The following is a 22,185-nucleotide window of genomic DNA, read 5'->3' on the forward strand; positions in this document are numbered from 1 at the left end:
GATACCCATCTTTGATATAATATTGATCAATTTTAGGGTATTTTTCGCTGAGTATGAATATTATCTTATTAGATGACGCAAATTTTATCACCGATCGTATGGCAGTGATTGAGGATCAAGCAGTCATTCGCCATCTGCAATCGGTGCTTAAAGCACAAACAGGCGATGTGCTAAAACTGGGAAAGCTTGGCAATCGCATCGGTCAGGGTAAAGTGATTGAGCTTAGTCACCGTCATGCCGTCTTGTCCGATATCACGCTCACCGCGTCGCCGCCAAATAAGCTGAATCTGACGCTGATTTTGGCACTGCCGCGCCCAAAAGTACTCAGGCGGCTCATCATGGATATGACAGCGATGGGTGTGGATCACATTGTGCTCATCAATAGCTACCGCACGGACAAATCCTACTGGAGCTCGCCGCTGCTATCTCGCCTTGATGAGTTTGTGCTCGAAGGGCTGCAGCAGGGCGTAGATACCATGCCGCCTAAGATCACCCTTGCCAAACGATTTAAGCCGTTTGTGCAAGATGATTTGCCAAGCCTTATCGGTGATGGTGGTGCAATCGTGGCGCATCCGTATGCCAAAGATCGCTTTGGTCAATTGATCGAGCAGCGCTTACCACAGGTTTTGGTGGTGGGCGCTGAAGGTGGATTTATTCCTTATGAAATTGAACTTTTGGGCAGTGTGGGTGTGCAGCCAGCCAGCTTGGGCGATCGAATTTTGCGCACAGAGGCGGCGGTCAATGCTTTATTGGGTAGATGGCTGCCTTAATCCTTTCCTAGCGCTTGATCAGTGCATTGGCTGCGGTGGCGGTCACGATGAGTAACGTACCGATCATTTGTATGATGGTTAAAGGCTGGTGTAACAAAAATACCGCAAGTGCAATGGCTGTTAAAGGCTCAACGATCGTGAAAACTGATGCTGTACTGGCAGGCAGCTTTTGTAACGCACTCATGTACAAAAAAAACGGAACAATCGTACCAATCAATCCTAAGCCCAGCGCAAAAGCCCAAGCCTGCACTGGTAATTCAAAAAGCGCGCCATAAGTTTGGTATGTCGTCGGTAAGATCAGCAGCGTGGCGGCACTGATTGTAACCGAGCTAAAAAACACCAAATATGACGAGTGGTTTTTAGACATTGCCTTTTTACCAAGTATGCCATACAAAGCATAGCACACACCCGACAACAGACCAATGAGTACGCCACTGTTAAAGCTAAAAGAATCCGCCCCTGCCATCAAACACCCCACGCCGATGACCGCGACGACCGCCAGCAGGGCAGAAGTCGCTGAGATACGCTCACCCAAAATCACCCGTGCCAATATCAAGCTAAACACAGGTGCGGTATATAGTAGCGCCACTGCCATGCTCACACCCACGTGGTTGACGGCATAAAAATAGCACAAAGTCATCCCAAGCACGCCAATGAGCGACTGCATGATCAGCCCAAAGGATGCTTTGAAGGTTAAGCCTCTAAGCTCAGGCAGAAGTTTGGGTATGAGTAAAAGTACGATCACGCCTGCGGTAACGATGCGTAAAATGGTAATCGAAAAGCTGTCAAAGCCCAAATCAGCCAATTTTGAGGCAATGATGCCCAAAGTGCCCCAGCAGATGCCTGCAAGGATGACTTGTAAAGCGCCAATCAGCTGATCGGTGCGGGTGGAGTGGGTGTGATTCATAGAGTCTTATGATAAATAAATAGCAAGAGATCAGCGCCCCTTGCTATGATAAATGAGAAAAATTATTGTTGATAAACACTGCGTGTCGTCGAAACCGATGGCGTGCTCACAGGCTGCGTCAGGGGCGTATTGATTTGGCTTGGCTTCAAGGTCGTCAATGCCAATGAGATAATATCTTCTGCCATCAAAGTGCCTAGCTGCCCATAGCCTGAATGCGTAAAATGGACGCCGTCTTTGGCAGCAAGACCGCGATTCATCCATTGTTTCATTGAGCAGCTGCCGCCCATGGCTGCTTGCCAATCCCAAAACAGCGTGTGTTTAGATTGAGCGGTTTGGCGCTGAACTTCTTGGATGGCACTTAGCTCGGCAGGGCGAGTGCCGCAGCTGCCAGAGGTGCTTCTGAGTGCTTCAGGCGATGAGACAACCATGATGGCTGACTTTGGCGATGCATGGCGGATCTGATCGATGCGCTCACTTAAGACGCTGCGGACGCGCTCGGGATTGACGCTGTTATACGCTTCATTGGTGCCATAGGCAAGTACGATCAGCTCAGGTGCGATCGTGCCCAATTCTTTTTGCCAGGCATAGCCATTCCAGCGGCTCCAGTGTGATAGCTCGGCGCCATTGATGCCAAGTGATGAGACGATCGCGCCAGAGGTGTGTTTTGATCGACCCCACCATCCGCCGATGGCAGTGTCAGACATCGCACCTTCGGCTGTGAGGGTAAATGGCAGCTTGGCATCAAAAGTCATTGTCTGCCAAGTCCCATCTTTAATGGGGGCTTCAAGAATGAAGCGGTGACCATCGGCATCGATACCGCTTAGCACGCCATCTGCTGCGCTTTGACGAATGCTGACCGTCATGGCTTGCAAAGGTTCATTGCCTTTTGCTTTGATGGTGAGCGTACTGCCCGAAAAATTAGGCTTAGCGATCAAGCCGCCCAGGGTATAATTTTCATTTTGATTTCGGCGACTGGAGATGGGCGTCCATTGATAATTATCATAACCATATCGTGCCATACGCTGACCGCTAAAATACATTGGCATAGCCCAGCCCATGCCACCGTTGCCGTAGCGACTTTGTAGCTGACTGCGCAGCGCGTCCGTCATGCTGTCGCCTGCGGTATGCGAGTCGCCCAGCTGTACGATATGAATGCGGCTGTTATTGAGCGCTTGAATCAGCTGATCGGTGTTTGGATCTTGATAATTGGTCAAATAATTTGCTGATGCGCTCATAGACATGACCAAAGCGGACAACACAAAAAACAGTTTCATAAATTCACCTAATGAGTATTACGGTATGATGGTGATCTGATCTTGTAAGGCTTGGGCGATTAGTTTTTGTCCCTTGATGCTAAAATGAATGCCATCAGATGTACGCATTTTAATGGTTTCGCCATCTTTTACAAGATAATCATTGTAAACATCATTACTTGTGCCTAACAGCTCACGTGCATCGATGGTCAGAACATCATGCTGCTTTAGCTCATCTTGCATGACTTGATTAAGATAAATCATTTGCTCATTGAGCGTTTGTTTTTTCATGTTAGGCGGGGTGATCCAGATGACTTTGACGCCATGGTTTTTGGCACTATCCAAAATGCTGACCATGCGCTGACGGTAGCCTGCTTCCCATTCTGGCGTTTGGAATTTTAATTGACCACCATTGACCAAATCAGGCATATCCCAAGGATCATTGGGACCCAAAAACACCACCAAAATCTTGATATTGGCATTATTAGTGAGCGTCTCATCAATGGTCTTTGGCCAGTTAAACAAGCTTGGATAAGCCAAGCCTGTGCTTTGTTTGGCGAGATTGACAGAGCTGATGTTGTGGTTTTTTTGAAGGTATTGCTGAACATGGGGCGCCACGCCTTGCATCATCGAGTCGCCAGCAAAGAAAATCTGATCGCCTGGGCGCAGTACATACGCAGAATGAGAGTGGACTTGTGGTGCATCTGCATGATCGATTGGCGCAGCAGGCATTTCGGCGCTTTTGGTCATCATCGCCTGATATTCAGAAGTATAAGCCAAATTATCATTAAAATAATCCACGACCTGCTGATTTTTTTGACCAATGCGATCGGTCAAGTGATCATGCCAAGCATACAGCGTATCGCCAATGTCGCCACCCATTTTCCAAGCGTCATAGCGATCAAGTAAGCTCAGAGGGCTACTTTTATGATAAGTTTGTAGATAATAGGCATTGATCGAGTGCTGCATGATCCATGCGCCAAGCAGGGCAAATGGGCACAGCACCATCAGCAGATAGCCATAGCTTTTGCCATGAAAATAAGGCTTGGAGCGCGGCTTTAGCTGAATGTGCTTAGGCTCAGGGTATTGCTTGGTTTGGGCGATCGTGTGAGTTGGCTGATTAGAAGTTTGCATAAATAAATCCTGGAATGCCAGCAGGGGCAAAAATAACAACAATCATTAAGCAGACAAATAATAAACTCACCACCATCAGCTTGGGCAGGCGCGCACCGATACGCACCAAAGCGTGGGTTTTTTGGGTATAAATGGGATAGATGACCCAAGCGAGCATAAATAGCAACAGCATGAATAAAGGATTGCCGCTCCAGCCGATATTCGTGTGATTGTACGCCAAAGCTTCAAAAATCCCCATCGCTTCGCTCCAGCTGGTCGCACGAAAAAACACAAAACAAAATGCCACAAAATTTACCGTCACAAAAATCCCTATTACCTTGCCAAGCCAACTATGGCGATACAGAGCATTGCGCGAAGTCTTGGTATCGACGCCACTGATGCGCTGATACAGCTTGTCGGTGCAGTTTAGCCAAATGATGGCAAGCCCATGCAAGACACCCCAAAGCAAAAAATTCACACTAGAGCCATGCCAAATGCCTGATAAAGCCATGGCGATTAATAAGTTGACTTGAGTTCTAAAAAACCCTTGGCGGCTGCCGCCCAGCGGAATATAAATATAATCACGAATCCATGTCGATAAGCTGATGTGCCATCTGTCCCAAAATGCACGAATGTTATGCGCGATGAGCGGCGCCTTAAAATTCACAGGCAACCGAAATCCAAGCAATAACCCAAACGCCACCATCATCTCACTATAGCCTGAAAAATCCAAAAACAGCTGTAGCGTGTAGCCATAGATCGCCACCAAAACTTCCAAGCTATGATACTGCATGGGATTAGCAAAGATGGGATTGACCCAGTGATCAGCCAGCCATCCTGCCAGCCACCATTTTTTGATGAGCGCCAATAAAATCAAGCAAAGCGCAATCGTGGGAAGTAAGATGCGCCGCGGCTCACTGCTGATGATCTGCTCACTCATGCCGCATGGCTGACCTTCGATGTCGGTCAATCCTGATGCAGACTTAGTGCGTGCGATCGGTCCTGCACTGATCGTCCCAAAAAATGACAAGTACTGTAGCAGTCCCCCAAAGCCAAAAGGCGGCACTTCAGGCTCGTTATGGTAGCGGCTCACCATGTAACTGATGGCTTGGAAAGAATAATAAGAAATACCAAGTGGAAAAATAATATTCGCCATCACGCCTGATGAGTCCAGCTGCATGGCATCAAGGCTGTATTTGATCCCTTCTCGAAAAAAATCATAATATTTAAACACACTGAGCTGAATCAGTGTGATGACGATCCCTAAGATCAGCCAAAATTTCTTGGCTTTAGAGTTTTGCATCGCTTTTGTGATCAAAAACACAAACATCGTATAACCAAATAAAATCCCTGTCGCAAGTGCGCCTGCCATCAGGTAGATGATCACATAACTGAATAAAACGATGAGCAAATTTTGGAATTTTGGCGCTTGGCGAAACAGCCAATAAATCGCCAAAAAACCAATGAACATCAAGGCAAATTCTAAAGACAAAAAAGAAAACATGGCCCAATTCTACCAAACCAAGAAAACCACTTATTTTAACATATTATGATTTAATGATTAATAGATTTAAATATTGTTCTTATAGAATTTGGTTGATTAGACGGAGTTTTTGAAGGCGATGGTGTGCAGATATCGCCCCATGGCTCGAAAAGGCAGCTGGCGTGAGTATTCAAGCTCCATTGCTACCACATCATCAGGGTTATTTAGACCACCACGCTTCAGGGGTGCGTAATCTGAAAATACCCGAATGCCTGAGCGAATACATATCTCATAATGATGAGTCCCAAGCCACGCTTCGACGGTGTCGGGTGCGACAGGGTGATTGGGCGTTAGGCTTTTATCATCAGCAGGGCGGGGCGTGTTCAGCTGATAAAAATTTCCCATGATTAAATTTCGATAAATCTTACTGGCAGGATTATAAAAACACAAAGACAGCATCCCGCCATCCGCCAAATACTCATCAAAAAAAGCCATGATCTTTTCAGGCTCACCCAGCCACTCAAGTAGCGCATGACATAAGATGATGTCAAACTGCTCGCCTGCCAAATGATCTGGCAGCGCTTGATAAGGGCAGGTGATGAACCGCACTTTGTCATCCACGCCAAGCGATTTGGCGTGATCTTTTGCCATGGCAAGCATATTGGCTGAGATGTCATTGACCGTCACATGATGATCTTTTGCCAAAGACAGGCTGATCTGAGCCAGTCCTGCACCCACATCTAAGATGCGCAAAGGGCGATCAAGCGCAAGCTGATCCATCGCTTCGCTCAAATCTTGGTGAAGCACCGCTAGGCGTATGCGCCCTTTAAGACCACCATAGACTTTTTTGGCAAAGTGTTCACTGATGGCATCAAAATTTCTATCGTTGGTTATGGTCATGGTAAGCTTGATTAAAATTAACAATAAAGCACCCAAACTCAAAGGTCGGTGTGCATGATTTGCTGATGAAGTGTGATATAATGGGGATATTTTCGCCGATCAAGTATTATAGCACAGCGTGCTTTACTTTTATAAATCGGCTTTTGAGTGATGAGCATCTTTATGAAAAAAACTACCATCCAATATTTGACCCTGCCAACCGTCGCACTTTTGGCGTTGGTTGGTTGTAGTAATGACAACCGCCGCGATGATGAAATGACGGTGGCTGAGCCTGTGGTTCAGCAGATCGATGACATTTGCCAAGCGCCAGCGATGCAGGCATATCTTCAAAACAGCATCAAGCAGTCTATTTTGAATGCAGCGATGAGCCAAATGGTGGGTGCAGATCCCAACCAAAGCCTAGCTATGCAAAACACGCTTGGTCAGCAGCTGAATACTTTACAAATCACCACCCAAAATGCCACGAATTTTGCTGACAGCTGTATGGTAGATGTGCATGTGACGGTCAGCCCTCAAGATTTGGTAAATGCAGAATTTGCTTTTGCTCGTTCAGGGGCGACTTTAATGCAGCGCGCCAGCCAAGATCAAGTTGAGCTTTATAATGGCACGATTGTCGCCAAGCAAATCACTTATCAAATGGTCAATGGGAATGTGGTGATGTATGGTAATAATCATCATGCCATTCGTCTGATTGCTGATATTTTGGTGGCTTCGGCAGGCAGTTTGCCACAAGTATCTACGCAGCCTAATACCACCGCACGTCCGCAAGCGATTGAGCGGCTGCCAGAGACGCCAAGATCTGAGCCATCAAGCACTCAAGATACCCCTAGCGTGACAACGCGTATTGAGCGTCAGCCGGCACCTAGCGCGCAGCCGCCATCTCGTCCGCGCACTGAGACATCGACAGACAACACAGCTCAAAGAAATACGCAAAGTTCAGCGGCACAATCTTCTACATCCAGCAGCACGCCGCGCGTCACTCGTGATAATCAAACCACCCAAACGAGCACCGAGCGCGCCACAGAGCGTGCTACAAGCGAGCCAACCCAAGCACCAGCACGCTCACAGGCGCCAGCGAACACCAGTAGCGATGGTGAAACCAGCATCAGTATCGTTGAGTCAAACGAAACTTACTGATCGCTTTTTATCTTAAATCAAAAAAACCCTTTTGGTCACTCAAAAAGGGTTTTTTTGATGGCTGTAGCGGCTTAGACGGGCTACCAAAATGGATACTCAATCTATGAAATTTATGTTACAATCGATCAGATTTTTAAGTTTTTGTTTTATCACGATCAAAATATATTGGAGAGATTCATGACTTTAGCTCGCAATAAGTTCGCCCAAGTAATGCCAAAGTTTGCCGCCGCTGCCATCGCTGCTGCGGTGGTCGGATGTAGCCAGCCTGCCCAAACTACCCAATCACCTGCCGACACTTCAGAGACACCCACCGAAAAAACAGCCAAAACCGTTGCGATTACCGCTATTGTTGAGCATCCATCATTGGATGATATCCGCTTAGGCGTGGTCGATGGCTTGGCAAGTTTGGGTTATAAAGAAGGTGAAAATTTGACAGTTAATTTCCAATCTGCCCAAGGCAACATGGCGACTGTCGGTCAGATCGCGAAGCAGTTTGTGGCGGATACGCCTGATGCCATCGTAGGTATCACGACACCGAGCGCCCAAAGTCTGGCGGCGGCAACCACGAGTATTCCGCTGATTTATACGGCTGTCTCTGATCCTGTGGCTGCCAAATTATTAAATGAAAATCATCAAGCTTCGCAGCCTAATATTACTGGTTTGTCCAGTCAGCTGCCTATCGAGCCACAAGTTGAACTATTCCAAAAAATCAAGCCTGATGCCAAGCGCATCGGATTTGTGTTTAGCCCTGGAGAAGCCAATTCGGTCGCTGTCAAAAATGAGCTGATCGAAATTTTGCCAAAATATGGCATGACTTTGGTGGAAGTGCCCGCCAATCGATCCAGTGATGTGGGCGATGCGACGCGTTCATTAGCAGGCAAGGTAGATCTTCTTTATACTTCACTGGATAACGGCGTGGCATCGGCGATGGAAGCGATGGTTCAAGCCGCTAACGAGCTACAAGTGCCTGTGATTACCTCAGATGAATTTTCGGTGCGCCGCGGTGCAACAGCTGCGTTGGGCGTGAATGATTATGACTTTGGATTGACAACCGCCAAATTGGTCGCTCAAGTATTAGATGGTAAAGCTCCAAATGACATCAAGCCTGAAGTGATGAATACTTTAACCTTATTTATCAGTCCAAAACACGCAGCCAATCAAGGCGTGACAGTGGATTTGACAACACTGGGCGAGAGCATCAATGTCGATACCACGCCAGCGCGCCAGCCGAATAACTAAGATCATTTTGACCGAAACTCAGTGAGAGCGAGTGTCAGCCAGTTTGATAGGTGTAGTTTGCAAGTTTTTCAATCATCAACGGCTGACATCGTTTCTTGGAATTTTGTTAATGTTATGTGAATAAATCTTACTAAATATCTTGGCAAGATAATCTGCAGTATGATAAACTGCACAAAAGTTTTAATTCAAATCAGTTTAACGAGATTACCTTGGCATTACAGGAGTTTGCTATGAACAAATTTTTAAAAACAACGCTGTGGGCAAGTTTGGCAGCGCTTACCTTGACGGCGTGTGGCGGTGATAAGCCCGCCGCTCAAGCCGATTCAGCGGCTACTGAAGCCAAAACAGTGGCAATTACCGCCATTGTTGAACATCCGGCTTTGGATGCCGCTCGTCAAGGTGCCCTAGATCAATTGGCTGAAGAAGGCTTTAAAGAAGGTGAGAATCTGACGGTGAATTTCCAATCTGCTCAAGGCAATATGGGAACAGCAGGTCAAATCGCCAGACAGTTTACCTCAGATAATCCTGATCTTATTTATGCCATTGCCACACCTTCAGCGCAGGCTATTGCAGCGGCGACCCAAGACATCCCTGTGGTATTCTCAGCGGTGACTGATCCTGTTGAAGCCAAGCTGGTTGGAAGTCTAGAAAGCTCAGGTAATAACATCACTGGCGCTTCAGATGCGCTGCCTTATGAGCCTCAAATTGCCCTGATCCAAGAGCTTGTGCCAAATGTTAAAAATGTTGGCTTTGTGTACAATCCAGGCGAAGTAAACTCGACTGTGGTGCTTAGAACGCTCAAAGAAAAATTAGCACCGCTAGGTATCAATATTGTTGAAGCGCCAGCCTCTAAATCTACAGATATCACTCAAGCAGCAAATTCACTGGTTGGCAAAGTAGATGTGTTTTATACTTCAACTGATAACATGGTTGCTAATGCTTATGAGGCAATTTATCAGGTTGCTAAAGATGCTAAGATACCACTCATCGCTTCTAATACCGACGCTGTCGAACGCGGCGCTGTCGCTGCATTGGGCGTCAATTACACCGATCTTGGTAAAGAGTCTGGTAAAATTATTGCACGCATCTTAAAAGGTGAAAAACCTGCTGATATCCCTGTTTATATCTCTGAAAATCTAGACTTATATGTCAGTAAAAAACATGCTGCTGAGCAGGGTGTGACATTGCCGCAAGCGGTGCTTGATCGTGCTGCTAAAGTGGTTGAATAAGGCTTTATTAGACAGGCATCTTTTGTCAAAAAGATGCCAAAAGATGCCTGATGTCATGAGTCAAAGCTAACCGCCGTTTAAACCCAAGCTGATCAGTGCGCTGTAACGCTTGGGTTTGTTTTGTGGTGAATTTTAATCCTATGATGGCTTGGATTTTGTTATAATACGTGTTTTAACTTTTTAGGCGAGTATGGCCGATGAATTTGATTGCTTTTTTTGGAGCGCTGGAGAGCGGTCTGATTTATGCCTTGATGGCACTGGGCGTGCTGATCTCCTTTCGTATTTTGGATTTTCCTGATCTGACCGCTGATGGTAGCTTTCCATTGGGCGGTGCGGTTGCAGGGATTTGCATTGTGGCAGGATTTAATCCTTGGCTGGCTTGTGTTTTTGGCATGGCAGCAGGCATGGCAGCAGGCGTGATGACGGCTTGGCTGCATGTGAAGCTCGGCATTTTACATCTACTCGCTGGTATTTTGATGATGACCGCCTTATATTCGATCAATCTACGGATTATGAATGCCCCAAACTTACCACTACTTGGACAGCCGACCGTGTTCACGCCATTTATTGATGGGGGTAATGGATTTTGGGTGCGTGTGGCAGTGGTTGCAGGCGTTGTGTTGGTGGTAAAATTGGTTTTGGATTGGTTCTTTACCACCGAAACGGGTCTGTCGATGCGTGCCACAGGTTCAAATCTGCGCATGGCGCAAGCTCAGGGCATCAATACACCCTGGATCATCATTCTTGGCATGGCGATTTCAAATGGTTTGATTGCGCTATCGGGCGCTTTGTTTGTACAGACCCAAGGATTTGCTGATGTGTCGATGGGTATCGGTACGATCGTGATTGGATTGGCTGCGGTGATTATTGGTGAAGCGGTTTTGTCGGCTAAGCGGATTTTTTGGATGACTTTGGCGGTGGTGATTGGTGCCATTTTGTACCGTTTATTTGTACAAATTGCGCTATCTAGTGAGCTGCTGCGCGGAATTGGCTTTAAATCCCAAGATTTAAATTTGGTCACAGCGCTTCTTGTGGTCATCGTTTTGATGTTGCCAAAAATTAAAGCCAAGCTTTCACTGAAAAAACACTAAGGAGTGCACCATGTTACAAGCTACTGATCTGCGCCTAACCTTTAATCCAGGCACTCCCATCGAAAACCCTGCGCTGCGCGGACTGTCGTTATCCATTGCTGATGGTGAGTTTGTGACGGTAATTGGCACCAATGGCGCTGGCAAATCCACTTTCTTAAATGCCATCAGTGGTGCGGTGCGTGTCGATAGTGGCAGCATCAAAATCAATGGTCAAGATGTCACCCGCTTAGAGACGCATAAGCGCGCCAAACAAGTGGCACGCGTTTTTCAGGACCCAATGGCAGGTACCTGTGAGGCGCTCACCATTGAGGAGAATATGGCACTGGCTTATAAGCGTGGCGGTGTGCGCGGCTTGGCAGGTGCATTAAACAACAAAAATCGTGAGCTGTTCCGTGAAAAGCTATCTATCTTAAAACTTGGATTAGAAAACCGCTTAACCGACCGTATGGGGCTTTTGTCAGGCGGTCAGCGTCAGGCGGTCAGTCTGTTGATGGCAAGCCTACAGCCCTCAAAAATTCTGCTGCTAGATGAGCATACAGCAGCACTTGACCCAAAAACTGCCGCCTTTGTTTTGGATTTGACTGATAAAATCGTCGGTGAAGGGCGTCTGACCACGATGATGGTCACGCACTCAATGCAGCAAGCGCTCACGCATGGCACGCGCACCGTCATGCTGCATCAAGGTCAGGTAGTGCTTGATGTGTCAGGAGATGAAAGACAGGGTATGAGCGTTCAAGACTTATTAAATATGTTTGAAAGAACTCGCCGTGAAAAGGTAGAAGATGACAGCTTGATCTTGGGCTGATGGCGAATTTGGCAGATTGGCACATCTATTGGCGCTATCTTGACTTAGCCCAGTGATCAACAATAAAGCTCAGCTTTGTCTGAGCTTTCGTTATTTAAGAAACAAGATGGCTGCAAAAGCCAGTAAACAATGATAAAATTGGCGCATCTTAGCGCTTACTAAGCGTATCAATGAATAAATCAAATGAGTGAATGACTATGGCTAATTGTTTGCGCTGTGAAAATGAAATCGGGCGATTGTTGGTGACTTGCGAAGATCAGTCAGGCATCGTGCAGGCGGTCTCAGGGTTTTTGTATCGTCATGGCGCCAATATCATCTCGCTGGATCAACACACGACCGAAGCGTATGGTGGTCGTTACTTTATGCGTGTGGAGTTTCATCTTAGAGGCTTGGTCGCCCAAAAAAATCAGCTTGAGGAGGCTTTCGCCCAAGAAGTGGCAGAGCAGTACCGTATGAATTGGCAAATGACCAGTACCCAAGCACTCAAAAAAGTCGGTATTTTAGTTTCAAAAGAAGATCATGCGCTACTTGAGCTATTGTGGCGCTACCGCCGCGGTACGCTGCCTTGTCATATCACGCAAGTGGTCTCAAACCACGAAAGCCTGCGCGCATCCGTTGAATCATTTGGCATTGAGTTTATTCATATTCCTGTGGATAAAGATAATAAACAAGCAGCCTATGATGAGATTGACCGTGTGATGGCGGATAATGATCTGTTGGTGTTGGCGCGTTATATGCAGATTTTGACCCCATCATTTGTGGATAAGTGGCAGGGTAAGATCATTAATATCCATCATTCTTTTTTGCCAGCTTTTGTGGGCGCCAATCCGTACAAGCAAGCCTTTGACAAAGGGGTAAAACTGATCGGCGCCACCGCGCACTATGTGACCAGTGAGCTTGACCAAGGACCGATCATTGAGCAAGGCGTGGCACGTGTCAGCCACGCATTTAATGTCAGTGATCTACGAGAGCTTGGGCGTGATATTGAGCGCGATGTGCTCGCTCGCGCAGTCAGATGGCATCTGGAGGATCGCGTCATCATCGATGGCGCAAAAACGATCGTGTTTGATTAAGCGGCGCATACCATCATCTTAACAGGGCAATTTATTGACCCTGTTTTTTTATTATTAAGAAAATGTATTTTGGTTAATTTAATGAATGTCATGCGATGGTATTTTCGTAAGTGAAGCTAGTAGTTTAAAAAATTATTATTACAATAAAATCAGTAACTTATAAAAATAGTTGTGGATAACTTTAATCCACTATTGAAAAATTTAAGACTGCCTACCATATAACAGCTAACAATGCAATGTATATTTATTGAGATTTGATCGTTAATAAATCTTAATGAATATATCATGTGAATGATCGTATTCAAGGATAATAATATGAATTTTGAAAAATATACTCGAACGCTGCAGGAGATCATACGTGGGGCGCAGCAAAGCAGTCTTGGGCATAACCATACCGCGATTGCCCCTGTGCATCTGCTGAGTGCTGTGGCTGATAATAACACTGCAGCGTCTATCATTGAGGCAAGTGGTGCAAATTTAGCTCGGCTAACAGATGAAATTGAGGTTCTGCTTTCCCATCAAGCGGTGATCAATCAGCCCACAGGTCAAGTGAATTTATCACCTGATACTGCTAAAGTCTTACAGGCGACAGAAAATTATGCCGCCAAAGCAGGTGATGAATTTGTGCCGATTGAGTGGCTGATTTTGGCACTTTTTGAAGATAAATCACTCAATAAAGCCTTTGTGTCGGCAGGCATTACTGCCCAAAATTTACAAACGATAATTACAAATATTCGAGGAGATGAGACTGTGACTGATCAAAATAGCGAACAAAACCGCCAAGCATTAGATAAATATACCATCAATCTCACCGAGCGCGCGCTGGCAGGGAAGCTTGATCCTGTGATTGGGCGTGATGACGAAATCCGCCGTACCGTACAGGTGCTGTCTCGCCGCACCAAAAATAACCCAGTGCTCATCGGTGAGGCAGGTGTCGGTAAAACTGCCATCGTCGAAGGGCTTGCACAGCGTATCGTCAATGGTGAGGTGCCTGAGAGTCTAAGAAATAAAAGCGTGCTATCGCTAGATATGGGGTCTTTGATTGCTGGGGCTAAATATCATGGTGAGTTTGAGGAGCGCCTAAAAGCAGTACTAAACGAGCTTGCCAAACAAGACGGCAATGTCATTTTGTTCATTGATGAGCTACACACCATGGTGGGCGCTGGCAAGACCAGTGGTGCGATGGATGCTGGTAATATGCTCAAGCCTGCGCTTGCTCGCGGTGAGCTGCGCTGCGTGGGGGCAACGACTTTGGATGAGTATCGTCAATATATCGAAAAAGACCCAGCGCTTGAGCGCCGCTTCCAAAAAGTCTTGGTGGATGAGCCAAGTGTTGAGGACACCATTGCCATTTTACGCGGTCTAAAAGAGCGTTATGAGCTACATCATGGCGTCAAAATCATGGATTCAGCCATCATCGCTGCTGCCAAGATGAGCCATCGCTACATCACCGATCGTCAGCTGCCGGATAAGGCGATTGACTTGATTGACGAAGCTGCCAGCCGTATCAAAATGGAGCTTGATAGCAAGCCTGAAAGTCTAGATAAGCTAGATCGCCGCATCATTCAGCTAAAAATGCAGCTAGAAGCTGTGAAAAATGAAGAAGATGCTGGTGCAAAATCGCAAGTCAAATCACTTGAGCAGCAAATTGACGAAGCGCAAAAGCAATACAGTGAGCTTGAAGAGGTTTGGAAAGCTGAAAAAGCAGGTGTTGAAAAAAGTAAGCAGCTTCAAGCTAAGCTAGACACCGCGCGCGTGACATTAGAAAAGGCGTTGCGTGAAGGGGATTATGCCCGCGCTTCACAGCTACAATATGGTGAGATCATTGAGCTTGAAAAGCAATTGGCAGAAGAGCAGCTGGACGAAACAGAGCACGCGCCTAAGCTGCTTCGCAATAAAGTCACTGATAACGAAATCGCCGAGGTGGTCTCTGCAGCAACTGGCATTCCTGTTGCCAAAATGCTTCAAGGTGAACGCAATAAACTGCTGGCGATGGAAGAGGTGCTACATGAACGCGTCATCGGTCAGAATGAGGCAGTGACAGCGGTATCAAATGCGGTGCGACGCAGCCGTTCGGGCTTGTCGGATCCTAATAAGCCAAGCGGTTCTTTCTTATTCTTGGGACCGACAGGCGTGGGTAAGACCGAGCTGACCAAGGCACTGGCAAATTTCTTGTTCGACTCTGAAGATGCAATGGTTCGCATTGACATGAGTGAGTATATGGAAAAGCACAGCGTCTCACGCTTGGTGGGTGCACCTCCAGGCTATGTAGGTTATGAAGAAGGGGGTGTACTGACCGAAGCGGTACGCCGCAAGCCGTACAGTGTTGTACTCTTTGATGAGATTGAAAAAGCACATCCAGATGTCTTTAATATCCTGCTGCAGGTGCTTGACGATGGTCGCTTAACCGACAGTCAAGGTCGCGTGGTGAACTTTAAAAATACGGTTATTATCATGACCAGTAACTTGGGCAGTCATGCGATTCATGAGATGGCAGATGCGCCTTATGAAGACATTAAGGCTGCTGTGATGACTTCGGTAACAGGTCACTTTAGGCCAGAATTTATTAACCGTATTGATGAGATCGTCGTATTCCATGGCTTGGGTGCGGATCAAATGACGGGCATTGCCGAGATTCAGCTTGATCGTCTGCGCGCGCGCCTTAAAGAGCGTGAGCTTGGCCTCAGTGTGAGTGATGAAGCGATGAGTCATTTGGTGGCAGTGGGTTATGATCCTGTCTTTGGTGCTCGCCCATTGAAGCGCGCGATTCAGCAAGAGATTGAAAATCCGTTGGCGCAGCTTTTACTCTCTGGCGAGTTCGTCGCAGGGGATACCATCTCTGTTGAGTGGCTAAATGATCAGTTTGCTTTTAATAAGCTGCGTTATAGCTGATTTTCATCCGATCTTATCATCAAAAACCATCGGCAAACTGTCGATGGTTTTTATTTGTGCTTTAAATGACCAAACCATGAAAAGATTTGACCCATCTGCTCACCCTGCTGCTGTTTTTCTTGCCAAGCCAGATGATGGTTTTGAAGACAGAGTAAATTTGAAACCCGTGTACCGTAATTTGAACTTTGAATAAAAATACTGGACAATAGCCGCTCCAAGGGTAGATCTACGCCTGTATTGGGCAGTTGGTCATCTTCAGCTTTTTGTGTATCTTCAAGCACTTGCCACACAGCTTGGCTCAGCTCTGGCGTGATGATCAGATTATCAAAGCCAAGCTTTTCATTAAACAAAGGTAGAATTTCTTGACAAAAGCGCATCCTTAAACGCGCGCACTTGAACCATTCATCACTGATCAGACCATTTGATAAAGTGTACACGCCAGCTGCCAGTACGATCGGCGCTACACCTTTGTTGCTCATATAGGCAGCTTGAGTGCGGTCGCCGACGATGAGATTAAACCCTGCAAAGTCTGTTTGCGATGACTTTAAGTCTTCCAAAAATCGTAATGGCGGCATCTGTGATTCAAGATAGGTTTGAACCAATGTGCCACGCGAGGTCGCATACTGTCTTTTGTCTTGCCCATCACGAAAATTGGTCAAAATCGCCCAGCGACCTGATAGGGTTACACCCATCCAAGTACCACCTGCCTGCTTATCGCGTCCGGCAATGATGCCATCACAGGCGTGTAGTGGCAAGGTCGGACGCTCATAAAATTCATCTCGATTTGAGATTAATAACAGCGGCGTATCAGGCAGCGTCTGCCAAGCCAAAGCAGCAATGCACATTAATTAGTCCAATACTCTTAGAGTTGAGCCTTTTGAGGTGGGCTGAGTTTCGGTGTCGGTTTTAGGCGATTGTTGGTCGGCATATTCAGCAGGATCAAAAAATGCGCCATGTTCAGGGTCTTCTTTGGCATATATTGCCATCAAAGCTGCCATAGGGATCCAGACATCTTGAGATATGCCACCAAATCTGGCAGCAAAACTGATGGCGTCATTATGAATTTGCAGGTTATGCGTGGCTTGATAAGACGCAGCCAGTACCAAGCGACCGTCTTGGGCGTACTCAAGTGGTGCGACAACATCTTCATGTGTCGCATCAATCATGAGATAAGGGGTGAAATCGTTATCTTCCATCCATTCATGAAAAGCGCGTACGATATAAGGGCGTTTTGGTGTCATAATCATTCCTTAAAAGAAATACTATTAATAAAGCTTGGTCTGGCAAATTGGCGCTCTTGATATTCTATCAGTGGGCGTATTAGATGCGCGGGAAGCTCAATGCCCATCTTAGGCAGCCGCCAAAGTAGCGGCAATAATAACACATCACACCATCCAAAAGTATCCGACATAAAATAAGGCTTATGCCCAAATAGTGGCGCAATCGTTACCAGTGAATCACTCAATGACTTTCTGGCGGCTGTGGCAGCTTGAACATCAAAACTGTCAGGATGGGTCAGTAGGGTATAGCCATGCTTTAACCAGTCTTTTTGGAGTCGCCATGCCAATTGGCGCACTTTGGCGCGTTCGCTTGGTGCATCAGGCATGAGGCGTGGGACTTGATGACGCTCCTCAAGATATTCAAAGATGACATTATGCTCATACAATGAAATGTCTCGATTGACCAAGATGGGGAGGGTATGATAAGGGTTTAGCTCAATCAGCTCTTCAGGGCGGTCCTCATCAATGAGCACAGTTTCATAATTCAAGCGTTTTTCTTCAAGCAGTAGCCGTACGATATGGCTGTTAATTCCATGATCAGCATAAAGAACAAACTGTGTTAAAGAAAGATGAGGTAAATTTGCCATGCGTAGCGATGATATAAATGAGCCTCTTAGTGTATCAAAATTTTTGCTTGAAGTGTGAAATTATGTGCTCAGACATAAAATCATCAATCAATAAAAAATAAAAAAAGACCGAAACGATTCGGTCTTTTTTTTGGAGGATTTTATTTGACGTCTTTCCAGAATTCTTTATTAAGCAGATAAACTGGAATCAATAAAATCAATAAGAACAAAATCACAAAGGCGCCATACACTTTACGATCATGGCGGACAGGTTCAGCCATCCATGCCATAAAGTTAACCAAATCGCCAACGCGCGCTTCATATTCTTCTTTACCCAGCTCTTCTTGCAGGTTATGAAGAACGTGAGGCATTGCAGCGTTTGCAAGTACTAGGTTGTTTGCACCCCAAGGGCGGCTTGGATCTTCGTAAAATGACAATAGATAGGTATAAACCCAGTCATCACCACGCAGACGAGTTTCTAGCGATAAATCAGGTGGTGCAGCACCAAACCATTGACCTTGTAATTCTGGATCGATACCAGCGTTGATGTGATCACCAATGGCATCGCTGCTGACAAGCAAATATTTCTCAACCAATTCAGGTGGAATCTCAAGATCTTGAGCGATTCTAGAGTGGCGGACATATTGAGCTGAGTGGCAGCCGACGCAGTAGTTCATAAACATGGCAGCGCCACGCTGCAAAGAACCTTTATTCGTAAGATCGATCGGTGCTGTGCTACATTCTAATGTTACCACAGTGCCATCGGCTTCAGTATATTCACCACAACCTTGTGCACCGGCAGCCATTGCGTTGGTGCTTGCAAAAGCACCAACTGTTGCTAACACAGCGCCTGCACCAAATTTTACAAGTGAATTAAGCGCTTTCATTAATGACCTCCGGTAACACGTTCAGGTGGTTGTTTGCATTTCTCAATTGATGTATAAAATGGCATCAATAAGAAGTACAAGAAGTATAGGACTGTACAGATACGACCCACGATGGTAGCTGTTGGTGTTGAAGCTGTACCGCCCAAGTAGCCTAGAATGATGAAGCTTACAACAAAGATCGCCAATGCAATTTTTGACAAAATGCCTTTATAACGAATTGAGCGTACTGGCGAACGATCTAACCATGGCAGCACGAACAATACGGCAATTGCAGCACCCATAGCGATGACACCACCTAGCTTATGCGGTACCGCGCGCAAGATCGCATAGAATGGCATATAATACCATACAGGCGCAATGTGTGGCGGCGTTTTCAGGGCGTTTGCAGCTTCAAAGTTTGGTTTTTCTAGGAAGTAGCCACCACCTTCAGGTACAAAGAACACAACCGCAAAGAAGAAGATGAAGAACACAACAATACCAACCATATCGTGTACAGTGTAGTATGGATGGAATGGAACGCCATCTAACGGCACGCCGTTTTTATCTTTTAGCTTTTTAATATCAATGCCGTCTGGGTTGTTCGAACCGACATGGTGTAGTGCAACCAAGTGCATGAATACTAAGCCAACCAAAACCAATGGAATGGCGACAACGTGAAGGGCAAAGAAACGGTTTAGCGTAATACCAGAGATCAGATAGTCACCACGAACCCACTCAGCCAGGGCATCGCCAATGAATGGAATGGCAGCTGGTAGGTTCAAGATCACCTGAGCACCCCAATATGACATATTACCCCATGGTAGTAGGTAACCAAAGAAGCCTTCAGCCATCAAGCATAGGTAGATACCCATACCGATCAGCCAAACAAGCTCGCGTGGTTTTTTATATGAGCCGTACAATAAACCACGGAACATATGTAAATAAACAACGATAAAGAATGCCGATGCACCTGTGGAGTGCATATAACGAATGAGCCAACCGCCTTTTACATCACGCATGATATATTCAAGCGATGCAAATGCGCCTTCAGCGCTTGGGTTGAACATCATGGTTAGCCAAATACCTGTTACCAACTGATTGACCAAAACAATCATTGATAAAACACCAAAAAAATACCAAAAGTTGAAATTTTTTGGTGCATAATACTTGGACATATGGTATTCATAAGTTTCTGTGGCAGGATAGCGTGCGTCTACCCAGCTCATAAACTTCTTAGCAATACTCATGATTAAACCTCCCCAACGGTCAAGATGGTGCCATCGACGCTATAAATTGGCACGGGTAAGTTCGTAGGGGCGGGTACGCCACTATAAACGCGTCCTGCTAGGTCGTATAGCGATCCATGACAAGGACAGAAGAAACCACCAAACCAATCAGCACCACCCAAATCTGCCGCGCCGACTTCAGGACGGTAAGTCGGTGCGCAGCCAAGATGCGTACACACACCTTCCACTACCAAAAGTTCTGGCTGCAGGGAGCGCGTTTCGTTTTTGCACTCTTCAGGCTGGATTGAAGCCTCAGAATTTGGATCGCTTAATTTTGGGGTTACTTTGCTTAGGTTTGCCACCATTTCTTCAGTACGTCTAACAACAAAGATGGGCTTACCGCGATATTTAACGGTGATCATTTGACCGTTTTCAATGCCTGAAATGTCTTGAACGACAGCGGCACCTGCAGCTTCCGCTTTGGCGCTTGGATACCAAGAGCGCACAAATGGGGTGGCAATCGCACCAACACCAACCGCTCCAATGGCAGCTGTGGTTGCGATTAGGACTCTACGGCGTTTAACATTCACGCCTTCGGCATGGCTCATTAAAACTTCCTCCAGAAAAAGAATGGGAATATTCCCATACTGGGTGTGTGGCTATAATAAAACACTTTTATTAAATTTGCCACATTTGCTGTGCCTATTTTTGCTAAATATGACTATTTTAAGCTATTTTTGTAATAAAATAAATTATTCTCTTACAAAGTTGGCAAAAAATTCGCAAAAAAATTGAGTGATTTAACGAAAATGTGTTTTTATAAAATACTAGCTTATAAAAGGTGTTTGAAAAGCTAATATGTTTAAAATTTTCGTAAAAAAATTATCTCTATAATGTTACCATATTTTAAAAATTTTTTCTGCACTAAAGCTGATAAAACACTCAAAAATTTGCAAATGTTTCAACTCATCGTTCGTAAATTTAGCACGCATGAAGCTTAATAGGGGTACTGATATAGAGTTGCAATTATTTGACCTGCCACTCTGACTGACTCGATCAGCTGATAAAAAATAACCATAAAAAAACTCTCGATAAATCGAGAGTTTTTTCGAAACGATAAGTGTGAATTAACGTTTTGAGAATTGTGGACGGCGACGTGCTTTGCGCAGACCCAATTTTTTACGTTCAACTTCACGAGCATCACGAGTCACGAAGCCAGCTGCTTTAAGTGCAGGCTTGTGGCTTTCGTCAGACTCAATCAATGCACGAGTAATACCGTGACGGATTGCACCTGCTTGACCATTGATACCGCCGCCAACAACAGTGATATAAAGATCAACGCTGTCAGTCAGTTCAAGTAGCTCTAGAGGCTGACGAACAACCATGCGGGAAGTTTCACGACCAAAATATTCGTCCAATGATTTGCCATTAACAACGATATTACCTGTGCCTTTTGACAAGAAGACACGAGCGGTAGAAGTTTTGCGGCGACCAGTGCCGTAATTGCGTTCCATAATGTCTCCTTAGATGTCTAATGCTTTTGGTTGCTGAGCTGCATGTGGATGTTCAGTACCTGCATACAGTTTTAGCTTTTTGATCATTGCATAGCCCAAAGGACCCTTTGGAAGCATGCCTTTAACAGCTTTAAACAACACATCTTCAGGCTTGTGTGCAAGAAGTTTGGTGAAGTTAGTTTCTTTAATACCGCCTGGATAACCAGTATGACGATAATATTTTTTATCCTGAGCTTTTTTGCCAGTGACAGCAATCTTGTCAGCATTGATGACAACGATATAATCGCCTGTATCAACGTGTGGAGTGTACGATGGCTTATGCTTGCCACGAAGACGAGAAGCAATCTCAGAAGCTAGGCGACCTAGAGTTTTGCCTTCAGCGTCCACGACATACCAGTCATGTACAACTTCAGCGGGTTTGGCACTGATAGTAGTAGTCATATAAAACCTATTTAGTTGAGTTTGAGAGTAATACAAATAAAAATGTCAAGCCTAAGCTTGATTTTACTTGTTTTTAGAGTTGGGGAAACGAAGGGCTCTCAAAAAACAGCCGCCATTATACCAAATTACCATGGCGATATGCAAGCGTTATTTGAGAGTTTTTAGCCGATTCGATGGTTATTTTTTCTTATCTTTTTTATCGTCGCTATCACCTGGGATGATTGCTTTACCGACGGCGACAGTGCCTTTCACAACACCTTTGGTTGTCTTATAGGCAATTTTGGTGGGTACAGTCACAACTTTATGAACGCAGGCGCTCAGTAAGGTGCAAGTCATGAGCATGGCTAATATAGGAAAAAATTTCATAGAATGATCGGCTTACATGAATCGCTTAATATAT

General features: G+C 45.7%; 21 protein-coding genes and 1 pseudogene. 8 read left to right on the forward strand and 14 right to left on the reverse strand.

From position 1 onward, the window contains the following. Window positions 1–53: 53 nt before the first annotated feature. Window positions 54–770 carry a 16S rRNA (uracil(1498)-N(3))-methyltransferase gene (locus B0180_RS02740; RefSeq protein ID WP_078255570.1) on the forward strand — a complete coding sequence of 239 codons (717 nt, stop codon included), beginning with the start codon at window positions 54–56 and terminating at the stop codon, window positions 768–770. Between the two features lie 7 nt (window positions 771–777). Here the strand turns inward: B0180_RS02740 and B0180_RS02745 are convergent, their stop codons facing one another. From B0180_RS02745 to B0180_RS02765, 5 genes and pseudogenes are all read right to left on the reverse strand, one after another. Continuing rightward, window positions 778–1,677, reverse strand: a complete 900-nt coding sequence (locus B0180_RS02745) for a DMT family transporter (RefSeq protein WP_078255571.1) — start codon at window positions 1,675–1,677, stop codon at window positions 778–780. 62 nt (window positions 1,678–1,739) lie between these two features. Further along, window positions 1,740–2,951 (reverse strand): GDSL-type esterase/lipase family protein, encoded by a 1,212-nt coding sequence (locus B0180_RS02750; RefSeq protein ID WP_078255572.1) that lies wholly within the window; start codon window positions 2,949–2,951, stop codon window positions 1,740–1,742. 18 nt (window positions 2,952–2,969) lie between these two features. Next, window positions 2,970–4,064 (reverse strand): SGNH/GDSL hydrolase family protein, encoded by a 1,095-nt coding sequence (locus tag B0180_RS02755; protein WP_078255573.1) that lies wholly within the window; start codon window positions 4,062–4,064, stop codon window positions 2,970–2,972. Further along, window positions 4,051–5,547: an MBOAT family O-acyltransferase gene (locus tag B0180_RS02760; RefSeq protein ID WP_276526505.1), complete on the reverse strand. Its 1,497-nt coding sequence runs from the start codon at window positions 5,545–5,547 to the stop codon at window positions 4,051–4,053. The genes B0180_RS02755 and B0180_RS02760 overlap by 14 nt, the downstream gene beginning before the upstream one ends. 96 nt (window positions 5,548–5,643) lie before the next feature. Further along, window positions 5,644–6,584: pseudogene (locus B0180_RS02765) on the reverse strand (methyltransferase domain-containing protein). A gap of 4 nt (window positions 6,585–6,588) precedes the next feature. Here B0180_RS02765 and B0180_RS02770 point away from each other — a divergent pair. From B0180_RS02770 to clpB, 7 genes are all read left to right on the forward strand, one after another. Beyond that, on the forward strand, window positions 6,589–7,563 hold the full coding sequence (locus tag B0180_RS02770; RefSeq protein WP_078255574.1) for a single stranded DNA-binding domain-containing protein: 975 nt from the start codon (window positions 6,589–6,591) through the stop codon (window positions 7,561–7,563). A 177-nt stretch (window positions 7,564–7,740) separates the two neighbouring features. After that, complete coding sequence (locus tag B0180_RS02775; protein ID WP_078255575.1) at window positions 7,741–8,802, forward strand: ABC transporter substrate-binding protein; 1,062 nt, start codon at window positions 7,741–7,743, stop codon at window positions 8,800–8,802. Window positions 8,803–9,032: 230 nt separating this feature from the next. Further along, window positions 9,033–10,031, forward strand: a complete 999-nt coding sequence (locus tag B0180_RS02780) for an ABC transporter substrate-binding protein (protein ID WP_078255576.1) — start codon at window positions 9,033–9,035, stop codon at window positions 10,029–10,031. A 197-nt stretch (window positions 10,032–10,228) separates the two neighbouring features. Then, window positions 10,229–11,122, forward strand: coding sequence for an ABC transporter permease (locus tag B0180_RS02785; protein ID WP_049237327.1), 894 nt, complete (start codon window positions 10,229–10,231; stop codon window positions 11,120–11,122). A gap of 10 nt (window positions 11,123–11,132) precedes the next feature. Then, window positions 11,133–11,927 carry an ABC transporter ATP-binding protein gene (locus B0180_RS02790; protein WP_078255577.1) on the forward strand — a complete coding sequence of 265 codons (795 nt, stop codon included), beginning with the start codon at window positions 11,133–11,135 and terminating at the stop codon, window positions 11,925–11,927. A 191-nt stretch (window positions 11,928–12,118) separates the two neighbouring features. Next, window positions 12,119–13,000: a formyltetrahydrofolate deformylase gene (purU, locus tag B0180_RS02795; protein WP_078255578.1), complete on the forward strand. Its 882-nt coding sequence runs from the start codon at window positions 12,119–12,121 to the stop codon at window positions 12,998–13,000. A gap of 315 nt (window positions 13,001–13,315) precedes the next feature. Next, on the forward strand, window positions 13,316–15,892 hold the full coding sequence (gene clpB, locus B0180_RS02800; RefSeq protein ID WP_078255579.1) for an ATP-dependent chaperone ClpB: 2,577 nt from the start codon (window positions 13,316–13,318) through the stop codon (window positions 15,890–15,892). 50 nt (window positions 15,893–15,942) lie between these two features. On the opposite strand, the gene B0180_RS02805 is transcribed toward clpB, so the two are convergent. From B0180_RS02805 to B0180_RS02845, 9 genes are all read right to left on the reverse strand, one after another. Beyond that, window positions 15,943–16,737 carry an NRDE family protein gene (locus B0180_RS02805; RefSeq protein ID WP_078255580.1) on the reverse strand — a complete coding sequence of 265 codons (795 nt, stop codon included), beginning with the start codon at window positions 16,735–16,737 and terminating at the stop codon, window positions 15,943–15,945. A 3-nt stretch (window positions 16,738–16,740) separates the two neighbouring features. After that, window positions 16,741–17,133 carry a ClpXP protease specificity-enhancing factor gene (locus B0180_RS02810; protein WP_078255581.1) on the reverse strand — a complete coding sequence of 131 codons (393 nt, stop codon included), beginning with the start codon at window positions 17,131–17,133 and terminating at the stop codon, window positions 16,741–16,743. Window positions 17,134–17,135: 2 nt separating this feature from the next. Beyond that, window positions 17,136–17,759, reverse strand: coding sequence for a glutathione S-transferase N-terminal domain-containing protein (locus tag B0180_RS02815; RefSeq protein ID WP_078255582.1), 624 nt, complete (start codon window positions 17,757–17,759; stop codon window positions 17,136–17,138). Window positions 17,760–17,899: 140 nt separating this feature from the next. Next, complete coding sequence (locus tag B0180_RS02820) at window positions 17,900–18,625, reverse strand: cytochrome c1 (RefSeq protein WP_078255583.1); 726 nt, start codon at window positions 18,623–18,625, stop codon at window positions 17,900–17,902. After that, window positions 18,625–19,830, reverse strand: coding sequence for a cytochrome b (locus tag B0180_RS02825; protein WP_192831309.1), 1,206 nt, complete (start codon window positions 19,828–19,830; stop codon window positions 18,625–18,627). The genes B0180_RS02820 and B0180_RS02825 overlap by 1 nt, the downstream gene beginning before the upstream one ends. Window positions 19,831–19,853: 23 nt before the next feature. Further along, window positions 19,854–20,438, reverse strand: coding sequence for a ubiquinol-cytochrome c reductase iron-sulfur subunit (petA, locus tag B0180_RS02830; protein WP_049237314.1), 585 nt, complete (start codon window positions 20,436–20,438; stop codon window positions 19,854–19,856). 519 nt (window positions 20,439–20,957) lie between these two features. Further along, the gene (rpsI, locus tag B0180_RS02835; RefSeq protein WP_049237313.1) at window positions 20,958–21,344 is read right to left on the reverse strand and encodes a 30S ribosomal protein S9; all 387 of its coding nucleotides are present in this window, start codon (window positions 21,342–21,344) and stop codon (window positions 20,958–20,960) included. Between the two features lie 9 nt (window positions 21,345–21,353). Continuing rightward, entirely contained in the window at window positions 21,354–21,785 is a 432-nt protein-coding gene (gene rplM, locus B0180_RS02840; RefSeq protein ID WP_049237311.1) for a 50S ribosomal protein L13, read from the reverse strand. A 177-nt stretch (window positions 21,786–21,962) separates the two neighbouring features. Continuing rightward, window positions 21,963–22,151: an NF038104 family lipoprotein gene (locus tag B0180_RS02845; RefSeq protein ID WP_049237309.1), complete on the reverse strand. Its 189-nt coding sequence runs from the start codon at window positions 22,149–22,151 to the stop codon at window positions 21,963–21,965. Window positions 22,152–22,185: the final 34 nt, after the last annotated feature.

The sequence above is a fragment of the Moraxella canis genome (genome assembly GCF_002014965.1).
In the GTDB taxonomy this organism is placed as follows: domain Bacteria; phylum Pseudomonadota; class Gammaproteobacteria; order Pseudomonadales; family Moraxellaceae; genus Moraxella; species Moraxella canis.